Source organism: Carboxylicivirga litoralis, assembly GCF_025499605.1.
Classification (GTDB): domain Bacteria; phylum Bacteroidota; class Bacteroidia; order Bacteroidales; family Marinilabiliaceae; genus Carboxylicivirga; species Carboxylicivirga litoralis.
Genome location: NZ_JAFMVC010000018.1, coordinates 83,847 through 103,485, shown reverse-complemented (window position 1 = coordinate 103,485; position 19,639 = coordinate 83,847). Strand labels below are relative to the sequence as shown.

20 protein-coding genes are annotated in these 19,639 nt (G+C 37.7%); 3 read left to right on the top strand and 17 right to left on the bottom strand.

Annotated elements, in window-relative coordinates; genetic code table 11:
* Positions 1-36: 36 nt before the first annotated feature.
* From J1N10_RS15625 to J1N10_RS15600, 6 genes are all read right to left on the bottom strand, one after another.
* Positions 37-270, bottom strand: coding sequence for a hypothetical protein (locus tag J1N10_RS15625; RefSeq protein ID WP_262327664.1), 234 nt, complete (start codon positions 268-270; stop codon positions 37-39).
* Between the two features lie 147 nt (positions 271-417).
* Positions 418-1,086 carry a LemA family protein gene (locus J1N10_RS15620; protein ID WP_262327663.1) on the bottom strand — a complete coding sequence of 223 codons (669 nt, stop codon included), beginning with the start codon at positions 1,084-1,086 and terminating at the stop codon, positions 418-420.
* Positions 1,087-1,122: 36 nt separating this feature from the next.
* On the bottom strand, positions 1,123-2,892 hold the full coding sequence (locus J1N10_RS15615) for an MAG1210 family protein (RefSeq protein ID WP_410053451.1): 1,770 nt from the start codon (positions 2,890-2,892) through the stop codon (positions 1,123-1,125).
* Positions 2,892-3,191 (bottom strand): hypothetical protein, encoded by a 300-nt coding sequence (locus tag J1N10_RS15610; protein ID WP_262327661.1) that lies wholly within the window; start codon positions 3,189-3,191, stop codon positions 2,892-2,894. Before J1N10_RS15610 ends, J1N10_RS15615 begins: the two co-directional genes overlap by 1 nt.
* Before the next feature lie 122 nt (positions 3,192-3,313).
* Positions 3,314-4,552 carry a T9SS type A sorting domain-containing protein gene (locus J1N10_RS15605; RefSeq protein ID WP_262327660.1) on the bottom strand — a complete coding sequence of 413 codons (1,239 nt, stop codon included), beginning with the start codon at positions 4,550-4,552 and terminating at the stop codon, positions 3,314-3,316.
* A gap of 77 nt (positions 4,553-4,629) precedes the next feature.
* Entirely contained in the window at positions 4,630-5,241 is a 612-nt protein-coding gene (locus J1N10_RS15600; RefSeq protein WP_262327659.1) for a Crp/Fnr family transcriptional regulator, read from the bottom strand.
* Between the two features lie 459 nt (positions 5,242-5,700).
* On the opposite strand from J1N10_RS15600, the gene J1N10_RS15595 reads away from it, so the two are divergent.
* The 3 genes from J1N10_RS15595 (at position 5,701) to J1N10_RS15585 (ending at position 7,633) form a co-directional block, all read left to right on the top strand.
* Positions 5,701-6,552 carry an FKBP-type peptidyl-prolyl cis-trans isomerase gene (locus J1N10_RS15595; protein ID WP_262327658.1) on the top strand — a complete coding sequence of 284 codons (852 nt, stop codon included), beginning with the start codon at positions 5,701-5,703 and terminating at the stop codon, positions 6,550-6,552.
* 81 nt (positions 6,553-6,633) lie between these two features.
* Complete coding sequence (locus J1N10_RS15590) at positions 6,634-7,203, top strand: class I SAM-dependent methyltransferase (RefSeq protein WP_262327657.1); 570 nt, start codon at positions 6,634-6,636, stop codon at positions 7,201-7,203.
* A gap of 100 nt (positions 7,204-7,303) precedes the next feature.
* Positions 7,304-7,633 (top strand): TraR/DksA family transcriptional regulator, encoded by a 330-nt coding sequence (locus J1N10_RS15585; protein WP_262327656.1) that lies wholly within the window; start codon positions 7,304-7,306, stop codon positions 7,631-7,633.
* 115 nt (positions 7,634-7,748) lie between these two features.
* Here J1N10_RS15585 and J1N10_RS15580 read toward each other — a convergent pair whose 3' ends face one another.
* The 11 genes from J1N10_RS15580 to J1N10_RS15530 all read right to left on the bottom strand — a co-directional run bounded on the left by J1N10_RS15580 (position 7,749) and on the right by J1N10_RS15530 (position 19,624).
* Positions 7,749-8,135 carry a pyridoxamine 5'-phosphate oxidase family protein gene (locus J1N10_RS15580; protein ID WP_262327655.1) on the bottom strand — a complete coding sequence of 129 codons (387 nt, stop codon included), beginning with the start codon at positions 8,133-8,135 and terminating at the stop codon, positions 7,749-7,751.
* 48 nt (positions 8,136-8,183) lie between these two features.
* Positions 8,184-8,360 carry an HTH domain-containing protein gene (locus J1N10_RS15575; protein ID WP_262327654.1) on the bottom strand — a complete coding sequence of 59 codons (177 nt, stop codon included), beginning with the start codon at positions 8,358-8,360 and terminating at the stop codon, positions 8,184-8,186.
* A gap of 90 nt (positions 8,361-8,450) precedes the next feature.
* Positions 8,451-9,023, bottom strand: a complete 573-nt coding sequence (locus tag J1N10_RS15570) for a Crp/Fnr family transcriptional regulator (RefSeq protein WP_262327666.1) — start codon at positions 9,021-9,023, stop codon at positions 8,451-8,453.
* A gap of 8 nt (positions 9,024-9,031) precedes the next feature.
* Complete coding sequence (locus J1N10_RS15565; protein ID WP_262327653.1) at positions 9,032-9,613, bottom strand: NAD(P)H-dependent oxidoreductase; 582 nt, start codon at positions 9,611-9,613, stop codon at positions 9,032-9,034.
* Between the two features lie 27 nt (positions 9,614-9,640).
* Complete coding sequence (locus J1N10_RS15560; RefSeq protein WP_262327652.1) at positions 9,641-10,276, bottom strand: class I SAM-dependent methyltransferase; 636 nt, start codon at positions 10,274-10,276, stop codon at positions 9,641-9,643.
* Between the two features lie 32 nt (positions 10,277-10,308).
* On the bottom strand, positions 10,309-10,899 hold the full coding sequence (locus tag J1N10_RS15555) for an HD domain-containing protein (protein WP_262327651.1): 591 nt from the start codon (positions 10,897-10,899) through the stop codon (positions 10,309-10,311).
* A gap of 454 nt (positions 10,900-11,353) precedes the next feature.
* Positions 11,354-12,385, bottom strand: coding sequence for a serine hydrolase domain-containing protein (locus J1N10_RS15550; protein ID WP_262327650.1), 1,032 nt, complete (start codon positions 12,383-12,385; stop codon positions 11,354-11,356).
* Positions 12,386-12,646: 261 nt separating this feature from the next.
* On the bottom strand, positions 12,647-13,132 hold the full coding sequence (locus J1N10_RS15545; RefSeq protein ID WP_262327649.1) for a hypothetical protein: 486 nt from the start codon (positions 13,130-13,132) through the stop codon (positions 12,647-12,649).
* Between the two features lie 351 nt (positions 13,133-13,483).
* A complete protein-coding gene (locus J1N10_RS15540; RefSeq protein ID WP_262327648.1) occupies positions 13,484-17,941 on the bottom strand; it encodes a hypothetical protein in 4,458 nt (1,485 codons plus the stop codon).
* A 41-nt stretch (positions 17,942-17,982) separates the two neighbouring features.
* Positions 17,983-18,822, bottom strand: a complete 840-nt coding sequence (gene prmA, locus J1N10_RS15535) for a 50S ribosomal protein L11 methyltransferase (RefSeq protein ID WP_262327647.1) — start codon at positions 18,820-18,822, stop codon at positions 17,983-17,985.
* Between the two features lie 115 nt (positions 18,823-18,937).
* A complete protein-coding gene (locus J1N10_RS15530) occupies positions 18,938-19,624 on the bottom strand; it encodes a DUF3108 domain-containing protein (protein ID WP_262327646.1) in 687 nt (228 codons plus the stop codon).
* Positions 19,625-19,639: the final 15 nt, after the last annotated feature.

Sequence of the window (19,639 nt, the reverse complement as noted above, 5' to 3'; positions counted from 1 at the left end):
TTAAATACGGACTGATTAGAATCGCAAATGCGTTAATCAATCCAATAAATAACAGCGATTTAGATAAATGTTATAAACTTTTGTCATGTACTTAGTAATATCACGTTTCTTTTGAATAGAGGCGATCACTAAAAACAGGATGCCCAAGCCCATAATGTGACCGGCCCCGATAAATAAAGCAAATACCCCAATTAAAGTAGTGATTATTCCTAAAGTTATCTGCTTCTTAATATAGGTTTCGCTGGGTCGAATAGTAAAATTAACAGTCATTCTGTTATTATTTGTGAGTTATAAAAATCCCTTTTTTGAATTCTATGAAGCCCTATTAAACCTTACTTGAAGTAGCACTTCCGATTACGGATACTACCTTTAATTGGGAGTTTAATAGATAATTAAGTATTTTCTATTTCGCAACTGTTAGAAAAAGGTGGCTCTAGCTTGTTCTTTAACGGCTTTACTGGCAGTAAACGGAATTCGTGTTGTATAGCCCGCATGTGCCGCAACAATATTCTTAGTAGGCCACCTGAATATATCGGCATTCCATTTAAGAACAGTATCATTGTACACCTCTCTGGCCGCTGTAATTTCTCTTTGCAAATAACTATTCTGCTGCATCGCATCTGCTAATGAGCGATGTGCTTTTAAATCGGGATATGATTCAAAGGCCAGATTAATTTGGCTCATCACATTGTCTACATTTGTGGCCACATTATTGCGATTATTATCAGAAACACCACTTCCACTTCTTAGGGCGGCCACCGACTTCATCACATCTTTATCTAGTTCAACAGCCTTCTCTACAATACCAACAGCGTTTTGCAATATCTGAACTCTTTGCTCAAGAAAGTTATCGATTTGAGAGGCGTTATGCTGCAATTTTTGCTGCAAAGCATTAAAATAATTCTTCGCACTGATCTTCATAAATAAAAAGATTAAGCCCGGAAGAATACCCAACAACCACAAAACTATTTCAAAAAAAACCGAACCTGCCCCAATTTTCGCCGGTAATTGCTTTTCAATGACATTGATATTTCTACCTTCATCATTGACAAATTCGGTACTCATTTCATCCAATTGATTTGCCATAATACTATCTCCTTTTTTGATTGATTTTTATATTTATTAATTCATTATTCGGGCCTTAATTATTCCAATATCTTCATAGCCACTAGTTCGATCATCCGGACTAAAGCCCTGACTACCCTTTGTCTTAACTTCCATTTTTGTTTCCCGGCTCACTCTGATATATTCTGACCAATGAACAGGCACGTCATGCCAATAACCGTCTCCCCCTTTAACTGAAACATAATCCGTTCGATCAACGGTTCGGTATCCCCATGCGTTCACTGCAACCATATCAACTTCATCATTACTGCTGATAAGCGACGTTTTATACATGGTAACAGTATTACAATCAGGTGGTGTTACCTCTTTTAAAGGAAGGCAACTGGCAGCTTCTTCATGATGATAAAAACTGACGTTACTCTCGTATAAGTTTTCATAAATGTGTTCGTGTGTTTGATGCTGAGCATATACTGGAATTGCTAAAAGTGGCGCAAAAGCAAAGTATATGTGTTTAAAGTAACTGTTGTGATACTCTATAAATTTAGATTCGATTTTGTCAAAATCAATATCGGTTAAATAGCTCAGGTTTAAATTTTGTACTACATCTCCCAAATGTTGAGGATATAGATTGTTAATCATCTTGCTTTTATAAAAAGAAAAATCATCCCCAAATCCTACACAGTTGTCTTTTATCAGTTTAGACATTTCTTGTTGAGCCAAAGGTGTAAAAAGCAATCTGAATTGTGACTCGTTATCCCTATCTTTTGCATAAAACAAAGCGTCAAACTCATTATTTCCCAGAGCCGTAAAAGTCCCCCCTTTTTTCATCGAGGTTTCTGTTAATTTCTGTAGTTCTTTACTTCGCTTTTTAACCTTACTAGCAATTCGTTTGGGTTTTAATTCATGGATTTGAGAAGGCTGTCGCGAAAACGACAATTTGTCTGCAGCTTCATTCGCATAAACAAGTTGCGAGTGAATATTAAAATAAGGACACGGCTTATTGACAGTAGCATACAAGGTTTGCGAATGATTCACCGTTTGATAATTGCCGTTGGAATCTCTTTCCCTGGTTGTCCAATGAATTGTTAAAGAGCCTTTATAATCTTTAGTCCCCATTCTATGTTTACGGAAATTGCGCAAAAAGAAGGGATTCCCCTTTATCTCTCCAAACTGTATATGCCGGGTATTCTGATTGATATCCTTTTCATGAGCCGCAACATTGAAACCAAACCTGCTGATCATTTGAGAAAGCCTTTTATTATCGAATGCTTCATCAAACTGAATCAGTGGCAAAGTTTTACTAAATAGTTCTGTATGGTAATTTTTAACCAGTAACAGATTGTTTAAAGGACGCATTTGTAATTCGGCTTCACCCTTTAATTTTTTCGCCACTTCAAGTAATTTACCTTCAATTTTACTCAACGCTTCTAGTTTTCTTTTAAACTTATTGAATAACCAGTAGGCCAAAACAAAAACGACAACAGCTACGCCAACACTAACAATATATTCAACTGTGATATAATCAGATACCAACTTATAACCACTATAAATAATTGTGATAATTGATACGCCGATAAAAAAAGCAGCTACATTTCGAAATCTTGTCTGCCATTTAATGCCTTTGCTAATGCCAGAAGTCTTGGTGTCATTATCTCGTATTTTTCGGTTTGTTGCCCGGTTCGCTTCAATATCAACCTGCGATTTTTCAACCATTTCATTAAACAAATTGACGGTATTTTCATTGTGCAATTGTTTATATTGATTTTGATACGCATCAACCGGGGAATACAACTCCTGCGTTGATAGGTTATTTTCTTGAGCCGCCATTAAATTTCCTTTCCTTTTGAATCTTCTTTGACATAAAAGCTCGTTCTTTTCTCATCGTCTATAATTTTTCGAGCTCCATAAGCCCCAATTAAGCCAATGGGCAATAAGAAGGCTGATGAAACCAAAAAAATCCAAGCCCCTACTACTTTGTTTCCAAATTGTATTATGGCCATTCCAATTAAATTAAACACAACAATGGCCCCTACAACATAAGAAAGAAAGTAATGCTCCGGGTCAGCAATAAAACTCAGGGCGATAACAATATGTATCACCAAAGCAACAGTTAATTGTTTATTCATATGTAAAAATTAAATTGATCAGACTATACAGGAGAAAATCTAAATTGCAGCCTAAAGTAGGCTATTTAAGGCGTGCAGACATTACCACCAGCGTGACAAAATCATACCAAAATCGACACCTTTTACTGAATTACCAGCTTGCCAGATTCTGTATTCTGTTTGTTTACAATCCGATAGACATAAACCCCAGGTACAATATGGCGAACATCAATTTTATGCCTAAATATCTTAGATATTGATAACACTTTTTTTCCCTCCAAATTATAAAGTTCAAAACTCAATGGGTTGTTGTTACCAGAATATTCAACATATAGAAACTCAGCCGCAGGATTTGGAAAGATGGTTATTTTTGTATTGACTAATTTATCGAAATCAGTTGACTGATCTACCGGTGAATAACTATACCTGATCTCTTGGTACTGTTCTTCACTATTACCAGGACCAGCAAATAACAGCTTTCGGGTATCTACCTTGTGGTGAAAATAAAACTGATCAAACATACGGTCATAAGGTAATTTTAATTGCTTATATTCTATTGTGCCATCATATTGGTATCTCTCACGAAGCGTTTTATCATATTTGGTAGTAACCTCATCCCAGTAAAAAGTACCATGACCATTAAAATCGCCATTATCATCATAGGCATAACCTCTAAGGCTGATTCGGCTCCAGTCCGTTTTTGTATTGTTCCAACGGTAAGTATGTAATTCATAAAGTTCCCAATTGGGTGTATACAAGTACCATTGTTTACGCGAATAGTCCCACTTCTTACTAACATTGTCCCAGGTTGATGAATAAATATAATGAATCAAACTTCCATTGATATAAGTGTATTCGTTCATTTCAACCAATGCCCATGTTTCTGTATCAACAAGGTAGTTATCAATATTCTCGGCTAAGCATTTGCCATCAGTATCATAGCGGTATCGCTTTTTTTTGCTAAGCTGCCATCGGCCGTTGGCTGGAATCCAAGTATAAATCAACACTTCTTCCAGCTTGTTTCGATAATCATAAAAATTCTCCGACATTGTTTTAAGCTCCCAACTATTGGCCAACCATTCGTACATAGTAGTAACACCAATCAATCCCTGTCTATTGTAGGCTGTTTCTCGCTTATATTGAGCCTTCCATGCTTGCATAGCTCCATCCCAGCTGAAGTGCGTCCAGGTTTCTTCCTGATGGTTGGTATTATAAGTATAGGCATCTTTCTCTACTTGTTGATCCCAGGCATTGGTCGTCTCATTAAAGTTGAAAGCGATCATGCAATCGAGCTTTTGTTGAAGTGATGCCTCTTGCCCCCAAAGAGGTGACTTCAAACCAATAATTAGCATGAGAAAAATAAAATACTTTGTCTTTTTCATGTTTCAGTTTTGTATTCGCCGACAAAGTAATATGGTGTTGATGTAAAAAAAGTTATCCTGAAATAACTTAAGACTATTTAATCATTTTTCTGAAGTAAATAATTACGCTTTTCTTTGCTGTATTGCTGAGGGGTCATGTTTAAATAGCTGGCGATATATTTGTCAGGCGTACCATCCAAAATCCAATTTGATCGCTCCACCGTTTCATGAAACAACTGATAACGTTTCGATGGGTTACGATGCTGTAGCAAGAACATCCGGTTTTCACGATCTAGCAAAATATTCTCATGAACTTTGTATAGCAGGTAGCTTAGTTCTTTATCCTTCTTTGCCAACTCTTCAATATCCTGCTTTTCAAAATATAAAAGTTCAACATCGGTAATCGCTTCATGTATTTCAATCGATGGGCTACCTTCAATATAACTTTTCAAACTATTAAAAAATAAATATTGCGGCGTTATATTCGTTGTTATTGTCTCATCAATATCGTATACAAACTGATGTACCACACCCTTTATTACCAGGCAGGAACGCGTTGAAATATCCCCCGCTTTTAACAGGCACTCACCCTTCTGATAAAATTCCTTTTGGACTATCGTACAAATGCTTGTAAACAGATGCTGACTCAACTCCGCATTTTGCGCCAGACAATCGTAAAGTAGCTGATAGTCTTCCTTTGTTATTGTCATACTTTTCATGTGTCTGTTACTTATTTACTTTCATACTTGTTCCTATCAGTAGTAATGTAATCCGCTTTAATCATGCTTTTCCATCCTCTTCACCAGGTTGTTGTGTTCACTGAACGATTATTCAGGTTTACTAATGAGGCATAAAGATAATGGCCGTTTGAAATTATACCAGAATTTATCAAAAATTGTCATCCAAGATAAGACAACTATTTTAAATATTGATTGCATAAAGTCGATTGATAAGACCAGTATCTTTCAAATAAAACTATCTTTGCCACACTCCTTTCTCAAATTAATAACGCTTCACATCATTCATTTTTTTTATGAGTGAAGCAACCATTACATAAAAAATCTATCTAACAAACGAATCAAAAGCTTATAACCGCTGGTGACAGAAATAACACACGGCTGTTAGCTTTTGATTTTTAAACTGATTTATTAAAACAATACGTGATTAGAATGAGAAAGGTATTATTATTTGCAATGCTATTGCCTTTACTGGCAGGATGTTTAAATGATGATGATTATGTAGATTATGCAGCGCTGGATGAAGAAATCATTAGCGAATATCTGGCTGAAAATAATATTCAGGCAGAAAGACATTCATCGGGCTTGTATTATACGATTATTGAACAAGGTGACGGTGCCGCAATTGGCGATGATACCGATACCGACGACAGAGTCACATTTTCGTTTAATAGCGAAACCATTAATGGAAAATCGTTTTATGACGAAGACAAGAATCATACAGCCAACCTAAGTACCTTGCCTTATGCCTTCCAGATTGGCATGTCGCAAATAAACAAAGAAGGTGAAATAATCCTTTATTCGCCTTCACAGCTTTGCCGCGATGCCTACGGTTATATTTATGGCGAAGAAAATACAGTGATGGTATACCATATTAAAATTGACAGAGACCAAACGGAAATTGATGAGGAGATTATTGCGGCCTATCTGACAGAGAATAGCATAGAGGCTCAACGCGACGATTCGGGTTTGTATTACGAAATATTAACCGAAGGCGCAGGCGATAATGTGACGTCGAGCTCATATCTTGATGCCAGTTATAAAGGTAGTTTACTCAATGGCGATGTATTCGACGAAGGCACCTTAAGTGGTACTTCTTTATCGGGTTTAATAGAGGCCTGGCAAGTTGGGGTACCACTACTAAATAAAGGAAGTAAGGCCCGGTTTTACTGTCCTTCGCAAATGTGCTATGGCAGCTCGGCCCGCTACGATGGCAATGGTAATGTCACCATCCCGGGCAACAGTATATTGATATTTGAAATTGAAGTGGTTAATTTCTATTAATCCTATACTAACAAACACTTTTTGGCCCTGTTTCCTTTCTGAATCAGGGCTTTTTTGTATTTTGCGTCAAACCCGATTAAAATGAGCGAATCCTTTTTTGAAAAAGAAGACAACGTTAAACAATACTTCGAAATGACCGCCGATTATGACGGTCGTTGGTTTTTAGAGCAATTCAAACGTTTTATTCCCGCCGGCAGTCAATGTCTGGAGCTGGGGATAGGGCCTGGCAAAGACCTGGATAATATACGCCAAACGTATGAGGTGACAGGCTCCGATTATTCGTTTATTTTTGCTGAATTATACAAACGCAGTCATCCCGAGGTAAAGATTAAAGTGCTGGATGCTGTCACCATCAAAATAAAAACTACTTTCGACTGCATTTATACCAATAAAGTACTGCACCATCTGCCCGTTGCCGAGCTTGAACAATCCATAAAGCGACAAACAGAAATTTTGAATGAAAATGGTTTGGTGCTACATACCTTTTGGAAGGGAACTGGCCAGGAGAATTATGAAGGCATGCTGTTTCATTATTATGAAACAGACGAGGTAAAAGCCTTGTTTGAAAAACAGTTTAACATCGTCCATATCAGCACTTACAAGGAATTTAAAGAGGATGACTCCATTCTGGTCGTTGCACAAAAGAAATAGGGAAAAGACGGGAATAGAAGACTGATGACGGGAGACGGAAGTCCGAAGAAGGGAAATAATGTTACCCGTGAAATACGCTTTGGGGACAAAAATAACAGGTATGAGCATTGACAAACAAGAAATAGAACAACTGATTAATAAACAGATTGCCACCGTTGAACGCAAAATAAAATCGCTGAAGGAACTCACTCAGGCTATTGCCCCCGACGATGCCATTGGTCGCGTTAGCCGCATGGACGCCATCAACAATAAAAGTGTAAATGAAGCGGCATTGCGCCAATCAGAAACCAAACTACAAAAGCTACACGAAGCTTTAGAACGCATTAACGATGATGACTTTGGCGTTTGTGTTCAATGCCATGGCCCCATACAACCGGGCCGCATTGTACTGATGCCCGAAAGCCGTAAATGCATGAAGTGTGCGAAATAAGCCCTTTGGCAAGTTTGACCTGAATGGACCCTCCATAGAAGGGCAAGCAACCAACGTAACTTGCCAAAGTACTTACAAAAAAGAATGGTAATTATTTGATAGAAAACAGATTTGATTAAAGCATCTGCTTGGCTTTATCAACAGTTATCTCCAGCACTCTGGTTAAAAATGAGTACTTCTCTTTCATCATATCATACTCAGGGCCGGAACTTATATAGGCCGCCGTGCCCGTCACAATAAAACCGGTTCCGGGATAATCTTTATAACCAGTAACATTTTTGCTACCCAAGGAAGTCTTAACTTGATTATTGACGTTTACGTTTTTCTCAGTCTTTCTAAAACCATAGGCTGGAATAAGTATTCGTTCATCTTCTGTAATCACTAAATAAGAATTCCATGAATTGACAAGATGCGGTTCGATACCCCACGACATTATAGAAACCACACCTTCGTGCTGCAAGACTTCATAAAATTTATCACTCAACTTTTTATCTGTACTCATACTATCTACTTGTTTTAATTCTTTACTCAGTTTAACCCTTATTAATTACTATTTGGCTTGCCAGTAACAACGCTTAGGAGAAATAATAGCTCCTTCTTTCTTAAGTTGTGCCATCGCTTTGTCAACTACTTTTCGGTCAAGACCCGTTAACTCAACAATTTTACCGGCATTTAAAGGAGTTCCATCCTTTTTCATCGCTGCTAAAACTTGTTCCTTTGTTTCCATGATTAAGTCGTTTTAAAATTGAAATTATTTACATGTACAAAGGTATCTACAGCCAGATTCTCAAAAATTAAACTGGTTTAAGAAAGCTCATCAAGAATTCTTTTTTCTCAATTCACTGACATATTCGGGCGTTAACCCAAGGTATGAGGCAATCATATATTGAGGTACTCGTTGCACAAAATCCGGAAAAGAACTACTAAAGTGATGATAAAACTCCTCCTTTGACATCTCATACAGATATTTGGCTCTTAATTGAGATGCTGCCAGATTTTTTTGCATGATTATCCTGAAGTATCTTTCTAATTGAGGCAATGCCTTTAATAAGTCATCAAACACAAGCCTGTCTATCGCCACCAGTGAAGCAGCTTCAATAGACTGAATAAAATACTCCGAAGGCGTGTTGTCCATAAAGCTAAAGAAATCGGTTAGCCACCAACCTTCAAGTGCAAATTGCGTGATTTGCTCGCCCGATTTTTTATTGATAAAGTACATCCTCAGGCATCCTTTTTCAACAAAAAACAACGATTTACTCACCTGACCATTTGAGAGTAACAGCTCCTTTTTGCGCACTGTTCGAGGCTTGATAAACTCCTTTAATATGCGTTCATCACTTTCGCTAAGAGCTACAAATTTTCTTATGTGTTCGAAGAGGTTCATTTGCATCACGATAGTTATTTTTGGCCAAAGTAGGTGTTCATCATTTCCTTTATCTCGGCCAACCATTTATTACGTTGACTTACATCACAATCTTTTATTACACTGATATTCTTACACTCCACATTATTAATCCCACAAAACTTGAAAACTCTGTCTGTCCAAATAGAATCAAGCAGGTTATCTCCTGCCTCGCTAGGTGTATTAGAAGTGTTTATTACAATTGCATTTTTTGCCTTTAATAAACCAAGCAAAACATGTTTTCCGTCCTTCTCAACAAATTGATAAGCAACCCCTGGCGATAACACCCTGTCTAACCACCCCTTTATAATAGCAGGCGGTTGTCCCCACCAGTTAGGATGAATCACGATGATTCCATCGCAATTCATTAAATCTTCACGATGTGTTTTAATTTGGTTGTCCAACTCTGTATTTTCGGCTTCTGTATCTAAAGATAATAATGGATTAAAGTGCTCAGCATATAAATCATGAAAAAGTACAGAATGTCCATTAGCTTCGATCTGCGAGACACATGTTTGGGCTATTGCATGATTATAGCTTTCATTGTTAGGGTGTCCCAGAATAATTAATACTTTCATAATAAGATTGCAACTTACACTGTTTTTCTAATTGTTTTCTTTTCTACATATTATCTTCATGAATTTTTGAGATGGTTTGTTTCCAACATTTAATGCAGGTTCGCATATCTCTTCTGATTTTACCAAACCATATTCTCCAAATTCCCTTTTTACTGAATCGGAATCGTAAAAGAACAACGTGACTCCGTGTTTAGTCTCAAATGCATCTTTACTAATTTCTTTTCCTTGTCCGTATCTAATATCAATTTTTGATAATGCAATAAAAACCATGTATCCATCTGATTTAAGTTGATTATAACAATCGGATATCAGTTTTTTACGTTCTTCTTCACTTAATAAATGAATTAAAGCATAACAAAAGACCCCATCATACAATACTTGCTCAAACGGCATATCAAGAACAGAACCATGATGAACTTTAACACAATCGCCATAGTGTTTTTTTGCTAGGTCAATTGCTGTTTCTGAAATTTCAATGCCTGTTACGTCAAATCCATTATCTGTGAAAATACTGGCATTTCGTCCATAACCAAAACCGGGTATAAGAATTTTATTTAAACCGTATTTCTTAAATAATTCCAATGCTGTAATGGCACAATCAGCAGGTTCAAATCCCCACATTTCCTTTTTATCCCTAAAGTTTGCTTCCCAAAATTCTATCATATTATTACGGATAATTTATCTCAAAACAGTTTCTATTTCTCCAAAATACCTTTTACAACACTATCATTAATCAGTTGCTCGGCATAATCCCATAATTCTGTCGAACCGCCTTTAATCGTTTTCTTCTTCTCGTAAACCGCTTGATATTTAACGCCAAACTCCTTCCAGGTTCCACCATTGTTGGATGTATTCTGCAACAATGGTTCAAGCCTATCCAATGCTTTGGCAAATTTGGCCTCATTTGAAGTACCCGTTTCAAATTCCTTCCATATTTCAATAAACTCAGCAGCTTGCTTCTCTGGTAGTAATCCAAAAATACGTTTGGCCGCTTTCAGCTCCTCCTCTGTATTGTCGTGATTTTTGTTTTGGTCGTAAATAAAAGTATCACCGGCATCTATTTCTACAATATCATGCATTAACACCATTTTTATCACTTTTAATAAATCAATTTCCGCATCAGAATATTGGCTTAAAACAATGGCCATCATAGCCAAATGCCAGCTATGCTCAGCGTCATTCTCGTTTCTGTCACTATTAAATAGTTTAGTCCGCCTCTGGATATATTTTATCTTATCAATCTCCTTAATGAACTCAATTTGTTTTAATAATTCCGTCCGTATCATATCGCTTCTGCATTTTAACGTTGTACAAGTAAAATATTATAAGTCCTGCTCTTTTCTGCAACTGAGTAACAAGCAACAATATAATTCTCTCCATGACTTTGCGGTAGTAGTATAGGTACTATTCGTCACTTCTTTCGATCCCGAATAGTTAAAATCATAGCAAGAATGATTAATACACTGGATAAAATTCGCATCCAAAACCCCCAATTGCTTTCGTCTGAAGTAGCGAATGTAAAATTAAGAATTATCAATACTAAACTGGCAATAATAATGGCTATCGGTCCTTTTTGATTTTTCATGGCTTAGGTTTAGGATTAAGCATACGCGCACATAAGTATTCGATTAATTTATAATGTAATAAAAGTATAGAACAGGATAAATAAAGGTGAAAAGCCGTGGCTTTAACCATTAACAGTCTTTTATGCGCTTATAAGCAATTGCCTGCTCTGCATCATTAACCTCTTTTCCTTATAATTTTAACTATTCTTCCATAAATAATATCGGCCAAATTCCAGTTATACCCTTCAAAATAAGTTGGCCCGGTAAACTGAACCACCACGGCATCAATATCTTTATAATATCTGGCAATACTCTGATAACCCGGCACCAATCCTGTATGTTCATAAACGTAAATAGACGAATAGATGGCCTGTTCTTCTCCATCGAACAAGGTACCATCGTTTAGGGCTCTCAAAAAGACACCAACATCTTCGGCTGAGGCCACCATACCAACCTTTTCCGTTTTTAAGTCTAAAGGATAGCCTACATGATAACCACTCATCACTCTATCCATGTCCACACCATCCAATGAGGCATAGGTATTAGTCAGATTCAAGCGTTTTAAAACTTCTGTTTGTATAAACTGAAAGTGAGGATAACCCAACACTTTATCCATAATTTCGGACAGCAACAAATAATTGGTATTGCAGTATTCGTAGTTTTCACCAGGTTTAAAATTGGCAGGTAAATCAAGAACCAATGCCAGGTTATCTTCATTGGTTTCTTTAGGTGCTACCCAATACAAGGGAGTATCGGTGTAATTTGGAATGCCACTGCGATGCTGCACCAGCATTTTAAGGGATATCTGATCGGCATATTCAATCCGCCCACGCAGCTCTGGCAATAAATCAGACAGTTTATCATCTAAGGACACTTGACCTTTATGAACCAATTTAGCAACTGCCACAGCCGAATAAAGTTTGCTAATGCTAGCTATTTTAAACAAGGCATGCGGATTAGCCGGGATTTTATTTTTAGGATCGTGCCAACCAGCAGCATAATAGGCCGGTGGTTCTCCTGCCTTATCTACATACACAATGATACCATCAAAACCGTGTTCTAATGCTTCGTCTACTTGCTCCTGAACGGTACCAGGCATGGGTTTTATCAAAGCTTTTAGCAACGGCCATGGAACATAGAACATGGAAATGGTCGTTCCAAGAAGCAATAGAATTCTGATGATTTGTTTAGAACGTTTTTTTGACATCGCAGTTTGGTATTAAAAGCTCAAAATAATTAACAACAAACCATCGTGCATGTTTATTGCATATTTCAGAAGGTAAAAAATAAAGACGCTTCATGATTACCGGGTATGCTAATCGATGTCTTTAATTCTGATGATAAAAGGTAGTTTAAAACGGTATTATACTTGAAAGGGAAATATAAATAATGCATTCTTCAATTCATACCCATACCTCTTGCCAGAACCCTCATCTATAAGCATTAAGCAAGTAGTAATTTTATTTTATCAAACCGCACTGATTATTGCCAAGTATAAATTGGCTGCATAAACACAGTAGACTATTAATTCCTCAATTGCAAATTCTGAATTATATTCAGCCATTTCAATATCATAGTCATAATTTAGTTTTGTCCACTTATTTACCGAGTTTAAAGAAAATTGATGACTATTAGACTCATTAAAAACCTCAAATCTTAATTTCCATTTTGCTTTGTTTTTCAACAGAAAGTTACATTCTTCACCATTAGGTTTCATTAATCTGATAACCATATGACCTTTAAGGTTAAATGTAATATCTCCTATTTTTCTTTCGTTCTTAAAGATATCGACTCTACTTGTCCAAATATTTTTAGGTTTAATTTCAATGCTGTTTCTGTTAATAAAAGTTTTAGCTTTACCAGAAAACCAGTTATTATAAACTAATTCACAGATTTCCTCTTTATCATTGACTAATTTGAATCCTCCACTTACAGCTGTTGAAATTATCTTCATACGTTTTTTTATAATTATACCTCAGTTTAATTTATCAGGGAATGCTTATTATCCCAAATATAAAGAATTAAACTCCCACTACAACTGCCAATTAAAAATTTCTACCAATCTCAACCTAATCAACCTTAACCGAGGCTTTTATATGCTATTTGGAAGAAACGAGGTGCGTCGGGTCCCTCTTTCACTCGACCCAAGCAAGCTGGCAGAACAATTGGAGGCTGAGCAGTAACAGTTTAAAACCAGTTAAAGCGATAGCAATGCAATACAAAATACCGACGCCAAAACCATCTCTTCATCAACCTTTTAACATACTAACTGGTCAATATTAACTCAAATAGCAACTGATAACATTTATTGTTCTTTCACTTCTGTATTTTCGGGAAGAGCAGCCGGTGCCGATTTCTTGCTAAACTTTACCACAAACTTCTTCTTCTTGCTTTCTGGTGCCATAATAAAGGTGTAGCCCTTCTCGCCTAAACCAACTTTTTGCTTACGTTCTTCAGCCTTTAATTCCTGCACAATACTATTATAAACCGAGTTAGAAGAGAGCGTCTGCATCATGCTGTTTTTATAGGTAAAATACACCCATGTTTCGGCATCAAATTCAATGTACATTTCAATTGAGTTACCACTTCGTTTACGCGTTATCTCTGCTAACACATTAGCTTCGCGGTTTACCACAAACTGCTTAATATAGGCCAGGTCTGCTTTTCCTTCAGCAATAAAAGCCCGTTTCTTGGTATCCCATTCAAAGTCAATATTACTGAACAGTAACATCTGCTGCAGTTCTGAAGGAATACCAACCCCTTCGCCTGTTATATTCCTTTCATTTTCGGCACGTACAGCCTGTTTATGACCTGTCCATTCAGCCAAACGTTTGATAAAGGTTTCTTTGCTCAGTTTTGAAGCCTTGGCCGATGAAGACAAGATAGAACTGTACAGCACATCTTGTGCTTCTGTATTAAAGAAGAAATCAATTCCCATCATTGACGACAGGATGATGTCGTTCTCATCGCGATTATGAATGATGCTACCCGTTGATTTTAACTTTACCTGATCTAAATCAATACCTAAATCAATATTACCATGTCCCTGGATATTGCAGGCTGCTTCTGAGAAACGCATTAATGTACCAATACTATCCGGATTGGCCAGCTTAGTCTCTGAAGCAATATCAAACGATTGTTCTTCATTGTTGTAAACCAAATAGCCCGATGCATTAATCATTGGTATATCACTGTAATCATTGCGGTCTTCAACAAACGACGAATACACATGTGTACTGTCTTTTGTAATAAAGAAATCCTTATAGATATTTTCGTACTTAAAGTTTTGCAACTCTTCACCTATCGGAATCCTTACATCCGCCGGATCAATTGGTGCATCAAAGCGAATATAGGTTTGTGGCCCTCGTGGGCAACGGTGCAGCATTTGCACACCTCCATCAAACGATAACAATTGCTCAGTTGCACGCAAAGTAGCATTACCCTGATAAGCAAAATGCGAATCGAAGGTAAATAAATCGCCTGGCACAATCTTACTTTCCGCTATGGTCATTTCCTCTTTACCATATTCAATGTTGTGCATTGTCAAGGTCAGCTTTTTACCATCACCATTGAAGTAATCGTATTTTCCGTTGGCTTTGTAATCATACTTTCCATTGATAAACACACGGGCATCGTACATGGTATGTTTTACCAAGGTATCTTTATCCAACACAATGCGCACACTATCAAGTGGATCAAGCGCTGCATCTTCGCGAATAGTAACTAAACCATTACTCAATATCATATCGGCATCACCAACTTCAATATTTTTCACTTCCTCGGCATAAATGGTATTGGTTTCCACATCGTACATAGCCATTGGCACATAAAAAGACAGTGAATCCTGACGGCGATGTGTTGACACAAAGCGGTTACCCTTCGAACCACGTGCTCCCATGTAGATATCATTCTTATCCATATCCCACGAGAACTCACTGATGTAGGATACATAGCGGTTCTTGGTAAAATCAACACGACTACCGCCCGAACGCGAACGGAAAGTACCTTGTCGTGTTTCGAAATTAATATCCGATATCAGGTTAGTGGTGGCAAAGTTCACCCCTTCAACCTCGGCTCCCGACAGGTTAAAATCTGATGAATCGGCCAGGATAGCATGATCAGTGAAATCAATATCTTTCGATACGACATTAGCTCTTGCCATAAAGAAGGTTCCCCCACCTGTCATGCCATAAGGTGTAATTTTGATTTTACCCTGCAGCTGAGCCTCTTCATTAAACATGGTAAAATTCTCTTCCTGGCTGGTGGCGTAAAACTCATCTTCATGAGGCATGTATTCCACATAAATGTACTGCGAGCTAACATCGGGAAATGGTGGCGCATCCGTTTGTTTATTAACCGTGAAGTCATACACCTGCCCCTTCACCATATTAGGCAAAAAGGTAAAATCTTCGGAAAATGAGGTTGATGTCAGGTAGTTGAGTTCACCATTACCTTTAAGGCCTTTGTTGCTTAAATCGATAGTATTGGTAAATGTAGCTTTACCTCCATATACAGGGTATCCTTCTTCGGGTGTTTGCCGCTTAAAGCCAAGCGAGAAATCAGGACGGATGGTCAGGTTCTCCCTAAAGGTTGGAAAGATATTAGACTCAAACTCACCACTAAAGTTAAAGTTAGCTCGTTTAAGTGTATTTATACTGTCCATCTCAAAAGGGTCGAGCGTAAAGAAGATTTCGTCTTTGTGGTAGGCACCACCTTGTATATCTTTACTATCGAAATACACATATGACTCAATCTGGCTATTAATAACTGGGAAATGTGGATTGCTACGTGCACCGGATTTATTATCCGGCTCATCAATCTGCAGATAACCCGAAAGCTGCGAGATAGTGTTCCCTACGTCTGTTAACACCGGCATTCCAAAATAATCATTTTGCCCCGATTGCACCTTCATTTTCAATGAGTCGATATTGCTCATATCAATGCGGAAATCGTCGTATAGAAACTTAAAACCATTACCCGATAAGGTCAGCATACCAGCATTAATAGTTCCGTTAAATACGAAATTCCGGTTCTCTTTTAGAATAATCTGCTGATTACGTGGGAAGAACACCACGTTCTGGTGATCACAAATAGAGATGGTTTCAACGCCATTCAGGTCAAGGTCGAAGTTCAATAAGTCAATGCGGGCGTTGGTTGTCTCGCTTCCTGTGAGTGAAGTAAATCGAATGACATCGTAGTCTTTTCTACCCATCCGAAAATCAAGATAATCACGCAAACGCTGACGAATGGTAATCTCATCGGTATTAATGTTATAGCCAATAAATCCATGAAAAGACAGATCTATCACCTGCTGACGCACCGGACTAAGCGGTAGTCCCATATATTTGGCATACTCTTCGGCCGTGAATGGCACTCCCTTGTAATACTTATCACAATTGCGTAAACCCTGGAGTGGATGAATGGCATCCATACCTTGCAATTGGTTATAGAACTCCTCACGGAAATAACTGAGTGATTCAAAAAAGGCCTGGTTCTGAGCGGCCCCTGTGAGCATGCGCAAATCCATAAACTGCGAACCTATTTTCCAGCGAATCAACTCCACATCCATACTGATATTATGGAAGGTGTTAAAATAAGGACTTAAAGCCAGACCTTCGCCATTACGAATCAAATGCACTTCTTCCAGGTCGGCCATGTATTTAAAAATCAATCCCGGGTGATAGATAAAACCTTTATTCATCACAATTGACACCTCGGTATCGTTACTCAGTATCTGGTCTTTACGCAGGGCAAAATACAGCGATTTGGCCGTAATAAACGTCGTATCGTTACGTGAAATAGTTATAGAAGCAGGATTCTCCTGCGTACCAGCTCCCAGGAACTTGGCGCCATTTTGAGCAAACCCTCCTTCATAATCGATATTCGGGTGAATTTTATCAATTTTAAATCGCTGCTCACTAGTCACAAATTTAGGATAAATGGTCGATTCAGGCGAAGTAATCTGCATCACCTTATGTTCCAGAGTTCCGTGTAGCGGGTAATCGAAATAATGGCGATTATAAAACTCAACTGAATCCACCTCTATTCTTGGCTTATCTGCTTTTAGTTCATAATCTTTAAACGTAGCATACACCATTGAAGACTCAAAACCAGAGCGCTCCCAGGTAATTTTGCCATTTCTTCCCACCCATTTCTTTTCCAATGGATAAAGAATACCTGATGTGTTTTCAATAACAATACTATCGCGTTTCGACACACAAACCAGGTTGGTATTACCTACTATAAGCGATAATTGCTTATTCTCCTTATCATATTCGTAATGACACTCGCCCGTTCGTGCATACCATGTCAATGCTGGTGTTGTATAAACCGCATTGTTATCAACCAGGTTTTTACTAAGAAGAAAAAAAGCCTTTAGATGGCGTAGAGCAAAACGTTTCTTATCCAATAAATCATTAACCGCAGTATGCCAATCATCAAAACTACTCTCTGGATGCCCTTTCTCTTTAAAGGACATAATGGTTGTCATATATGTATGATAATCCGGATAGGGACGGGCTTTCTTTTGAGCCATTTTATTACAAGTGCTCATCATCAGCTCTTGCAAATCGGTGTCGGTAGCAGCCCAAAACAGTTCAAAAGATTCGATAAACGCTTTGGCCGCCTTTTTATCTGTTGCTCCCTTAAAAACTTCCTCCATCTCACCAACAAACAGCTCAGCTTGTCCGCTAAACTTGCTTTGTGCTGTCAGTTGCCATCCTATTGATATAAAAATGAATACGGCTAGTAGTCGTCTAATCATATAATTCAGATTCTGCTCCGTTGTGTGTGTGCACAATTAGTTTACTTGGCCTTTATATACGCAAGTGCAGTCCAATTGTTATCGGTTTTTTCACTTTTTAATACCAAATTATATTGGTTCGCCATATTGTTAATCGTATCAACATCTTCAGTATAAAAACCACTAAAGAAAATATGTCCGCCAGGCTTTAATGCTTCAGCATATTTCGCCATGTCATTTAATAATATGTTGCGATTTATATTAGCCAGAATCAGGTCAAAGCATTGCTCTTTTAATAATTCTGCCCCTCCTAACAACACATCCATATTAGTTACATGGTTCAATTTAATATTTTCTAAAGCATTATTATAAGCCCATTCGTCAATATCTATTCCGGTTATGTGTGCTGCTCCTTTCTTTGAACAAAGCATGCCCAAAATAGCTGTTCCGCAGCCCATATCAAGCACGTTCAGATTCTTCACATCAGTATCCAGAATATAGTGCACCATCAGGCTCGTTGTTTCATGATGGCCCGTTCCAAAGCTCATGCGTGGATCGATAATAATTTCATACTGTGCCTTATGATCCAATTCATGAAACGAACTACGGATAACACACTGATCGGCAATAACAATGGGTTGAAAAAAATTCTTTTCCCATTCGTTATTCCAATTCTGATCGGCAATCACTTCGGTATCAAACACGAGCTCAACGCCATCAATAGGTGATTCTATATCAGATATGTTGACTTGCTTAAAAAGTTCGCTGGGAATGTAGGCGTTAAACCCTTTTTCATACTCTTCGAAACTATCGAAGCCCATCTCTCCCATTTGTGCCATTAATAATTCGTTAGCTATTTGATTGACAGGCGTAACTTCAACCTGCACTTTTGTATATTCCATCTTTCTAATTTTTCACAAAAGTATCTTAAAAAAGACATTAAAAATAATAGCCGGATAAATACTTTGGGGTATCCTCTCCGACTATTATTTTCAATTCTAAATATTATCATTCTTCTTACGGCTTTTTAAACTTAGTCAATTCACTATATCCCATCAACTTACCTTTTCGTATGGTTTCAGTTTTAACCATGCCAACACCTTCTGCATACCACTCAATCGAGCTAATGGTCATATTCATTATTGATTTAGTCACCACATCCTGAGATATTTTCACGCAATCAAACGTACCTGCCGGAGTTGTCACTTTCTCTTCGGCTACCACTTTTCTGTTTTCGATGCTAACGACCATTTTAATCGGAATAGGTCCTCCACTCACATCCATTTGTATGTATCCATCCTTCAATTGCTGCCCTACTTTATACGACGAAGGAATATCTATTTCATCCATCGATACTTTTACCTCCATCCCTTCATAAGCTTGCATCTGTTTTTGATCCATATAACCATTCATGTCAATGTAAAAGGTTCCATCAACACATTTAAACGTTACATCGGTTTCAATGGTCTCTCCATCTCCTTGAGTATCCTCAAACACCTGGTGCACTGAAAACGTGGCGTTGTTAGCTTTATGCTCTACAGCTGTTACCGTTTGTGTAACCACACCAATGCTCCGCCCTTTTTTGTCGTAGTTGGTTATTTCGGTCACCGTTCCTTTTTCATACGGTATGTAGGCTTTACAGTCTTGTGCCTTAGAAACTAAAAATGGCAAAACAATAATAATGCTGCACAGTATTTTTTTCATAGCCAGTAGGTTTAT

What these genes read in the sequence shown, in the direction of transcription:
- J1N10_RS15625 (WP_262327664.1), bottom strand. Translation starts at nt 270, where the DNA reads ATGACTGTTAATTTTACTATTCGACCCAGCGAAACCTATATTAAGAAG.
- J1N10_RS15560 (WP_262327652.1), bottom strand. Translation starts at nt 10,276, where the DNA reads ATGATAGAATTTTGGGAAGCAAACTTTAGGGATAAAAAGGAAATGTGG.
- J1N10_RS15550 (WP_262327650.1), bottom strand. Translation starts at nt 12,385, where the DNA reads ATGTCAAAAAAACGTTCTAAACAAATCATCAGAATTCTATTGCTTCTT.
- J1N10_RS15615 (WP_410053451.1), bottom strand. Translation starts at nt 2,892, where the DNA reads ATGGCGGCTCAAGAAAATAACCTATCAACGCAGGAGTTGTATTCCCCG.
- J1N10_RS15570 (WP_262327666.1), bottom strand. Translation starts at nt 9,023, where the DNA reads ATGCAAATGAACCTCTTCGAACACATAAGAAAATTTGTAGCTCTTAGC.
- J1N10_RS15545 (WP_262327649.1), bottom strand. Translation starts at nt 13,132, where the DNA reads ATGAAGATAATTTCAACAGCTGTAAGTGGAGGATTCAAATTAGTCAAT.
- J1N10_RS15605 (WP_262327660.1), bottom strand. Translation starts at nt 4,552, where the DNA reads ATGAAAAAGACAAAGTATTTTATTTTTCTCATGCTAATTATTGGTTTG.
- J1N10_RS15585 (WP_262327656.1), top strand. Translation starts at nt 7,304, where the DNA reads ATGAGCATTGACAAACAAGAAATAGAACAACTGATTAATAAACAGATT.
- J1N10_RS15600 (WP_262327659.1), bottom strand. Translation starts at nt 5,241, where the DNA reads ATGACAATAACAAAGGAAGACTATCAGCTACTTTACGATTGTCTGGCG.
- J1N10_RS15540 (WP_262327648.1), bottom strand. Translation starts at nt 17,941, where the DNA reads ATGATTAGACGACTACTAGCCGTATTCATTTTTATATCAATAGGATGG.
- J1N10_RS15575 (WP_262327654.1), bottom strand. Translation starts at nt 8,360, where the DNA reads ATGGAAACAAAGGAACAAGTTTTAGCAGCGATGAAAAAGGATGGAACT.
- J1N10_RS15555 (WP_262327651.1), bottom strand. Translation starts at nt 10,899, where the DNA reads ATGATACGGACGGAATTATTAAAACAAATTGAGTTCATTAAGGAGATT.
- J1N10_RS15610 (WP_262327661.1), bottom strand. Translation starts at nt 3,191, where the DNA reads ATGAATAAACAATTAACTGTTGCTTTGGTGATACATATTGTTATCGCC.
- J1N10_RS15565 (WP_262327653.1), bottom strand. Translation starts at nt 9,613, where the DNA reads ATGAAAGTATTAATTATTCTGGGACACCCTAACAATGAAAGCTATAAT.
- J1N10_RS15620 (WP_262327663.1), bottom strand. Translation starts at nt 1,086, where the DNA reads ATGGCAAATCAATTGGATGAAATGAGTACCGAATTTGTCAATGATGAA.
- J1N10_RS15580 (WP_262327655.1), bottom strand. Translation starts at nt 8,135, where the DNA reads ATGAGTACAGATAAAAAGTTGAGTGATAAATTTTATGAAGTCTTGCAG.
- J1N10_RS15595 (WP_262327658.1), top strand. Translation starts at nt 5,701, where the DNA reads ATGAGAAAGGTATTATTATTTGCAATGCTATTGCCTTTACTGGCAGGA.
- J1N10_RS15530 (WP_262327646.1), bottom strand. Translation starts at nt 19,624, where the DNA reads ATGAAAAAAATACTGTGCAGCATTATTATTGTTTTGCCATTTTTAGTT.
- J1N10_RS15590 (WP_262327657.1), top strand. Translation starts at nt 6,634, where the DNA reads ATGAGCGAATCCTTTTTTGAAAAAGAAGACAACGTTAAACAATACTTC.
- prmA (WP_262327647.1), bottom strand. Translation starts at nt 18,822, where the DNA reads ATGGAATATACAAAAGTGCAGGTTGAAGTTACGCCTGTCAATCAAATA.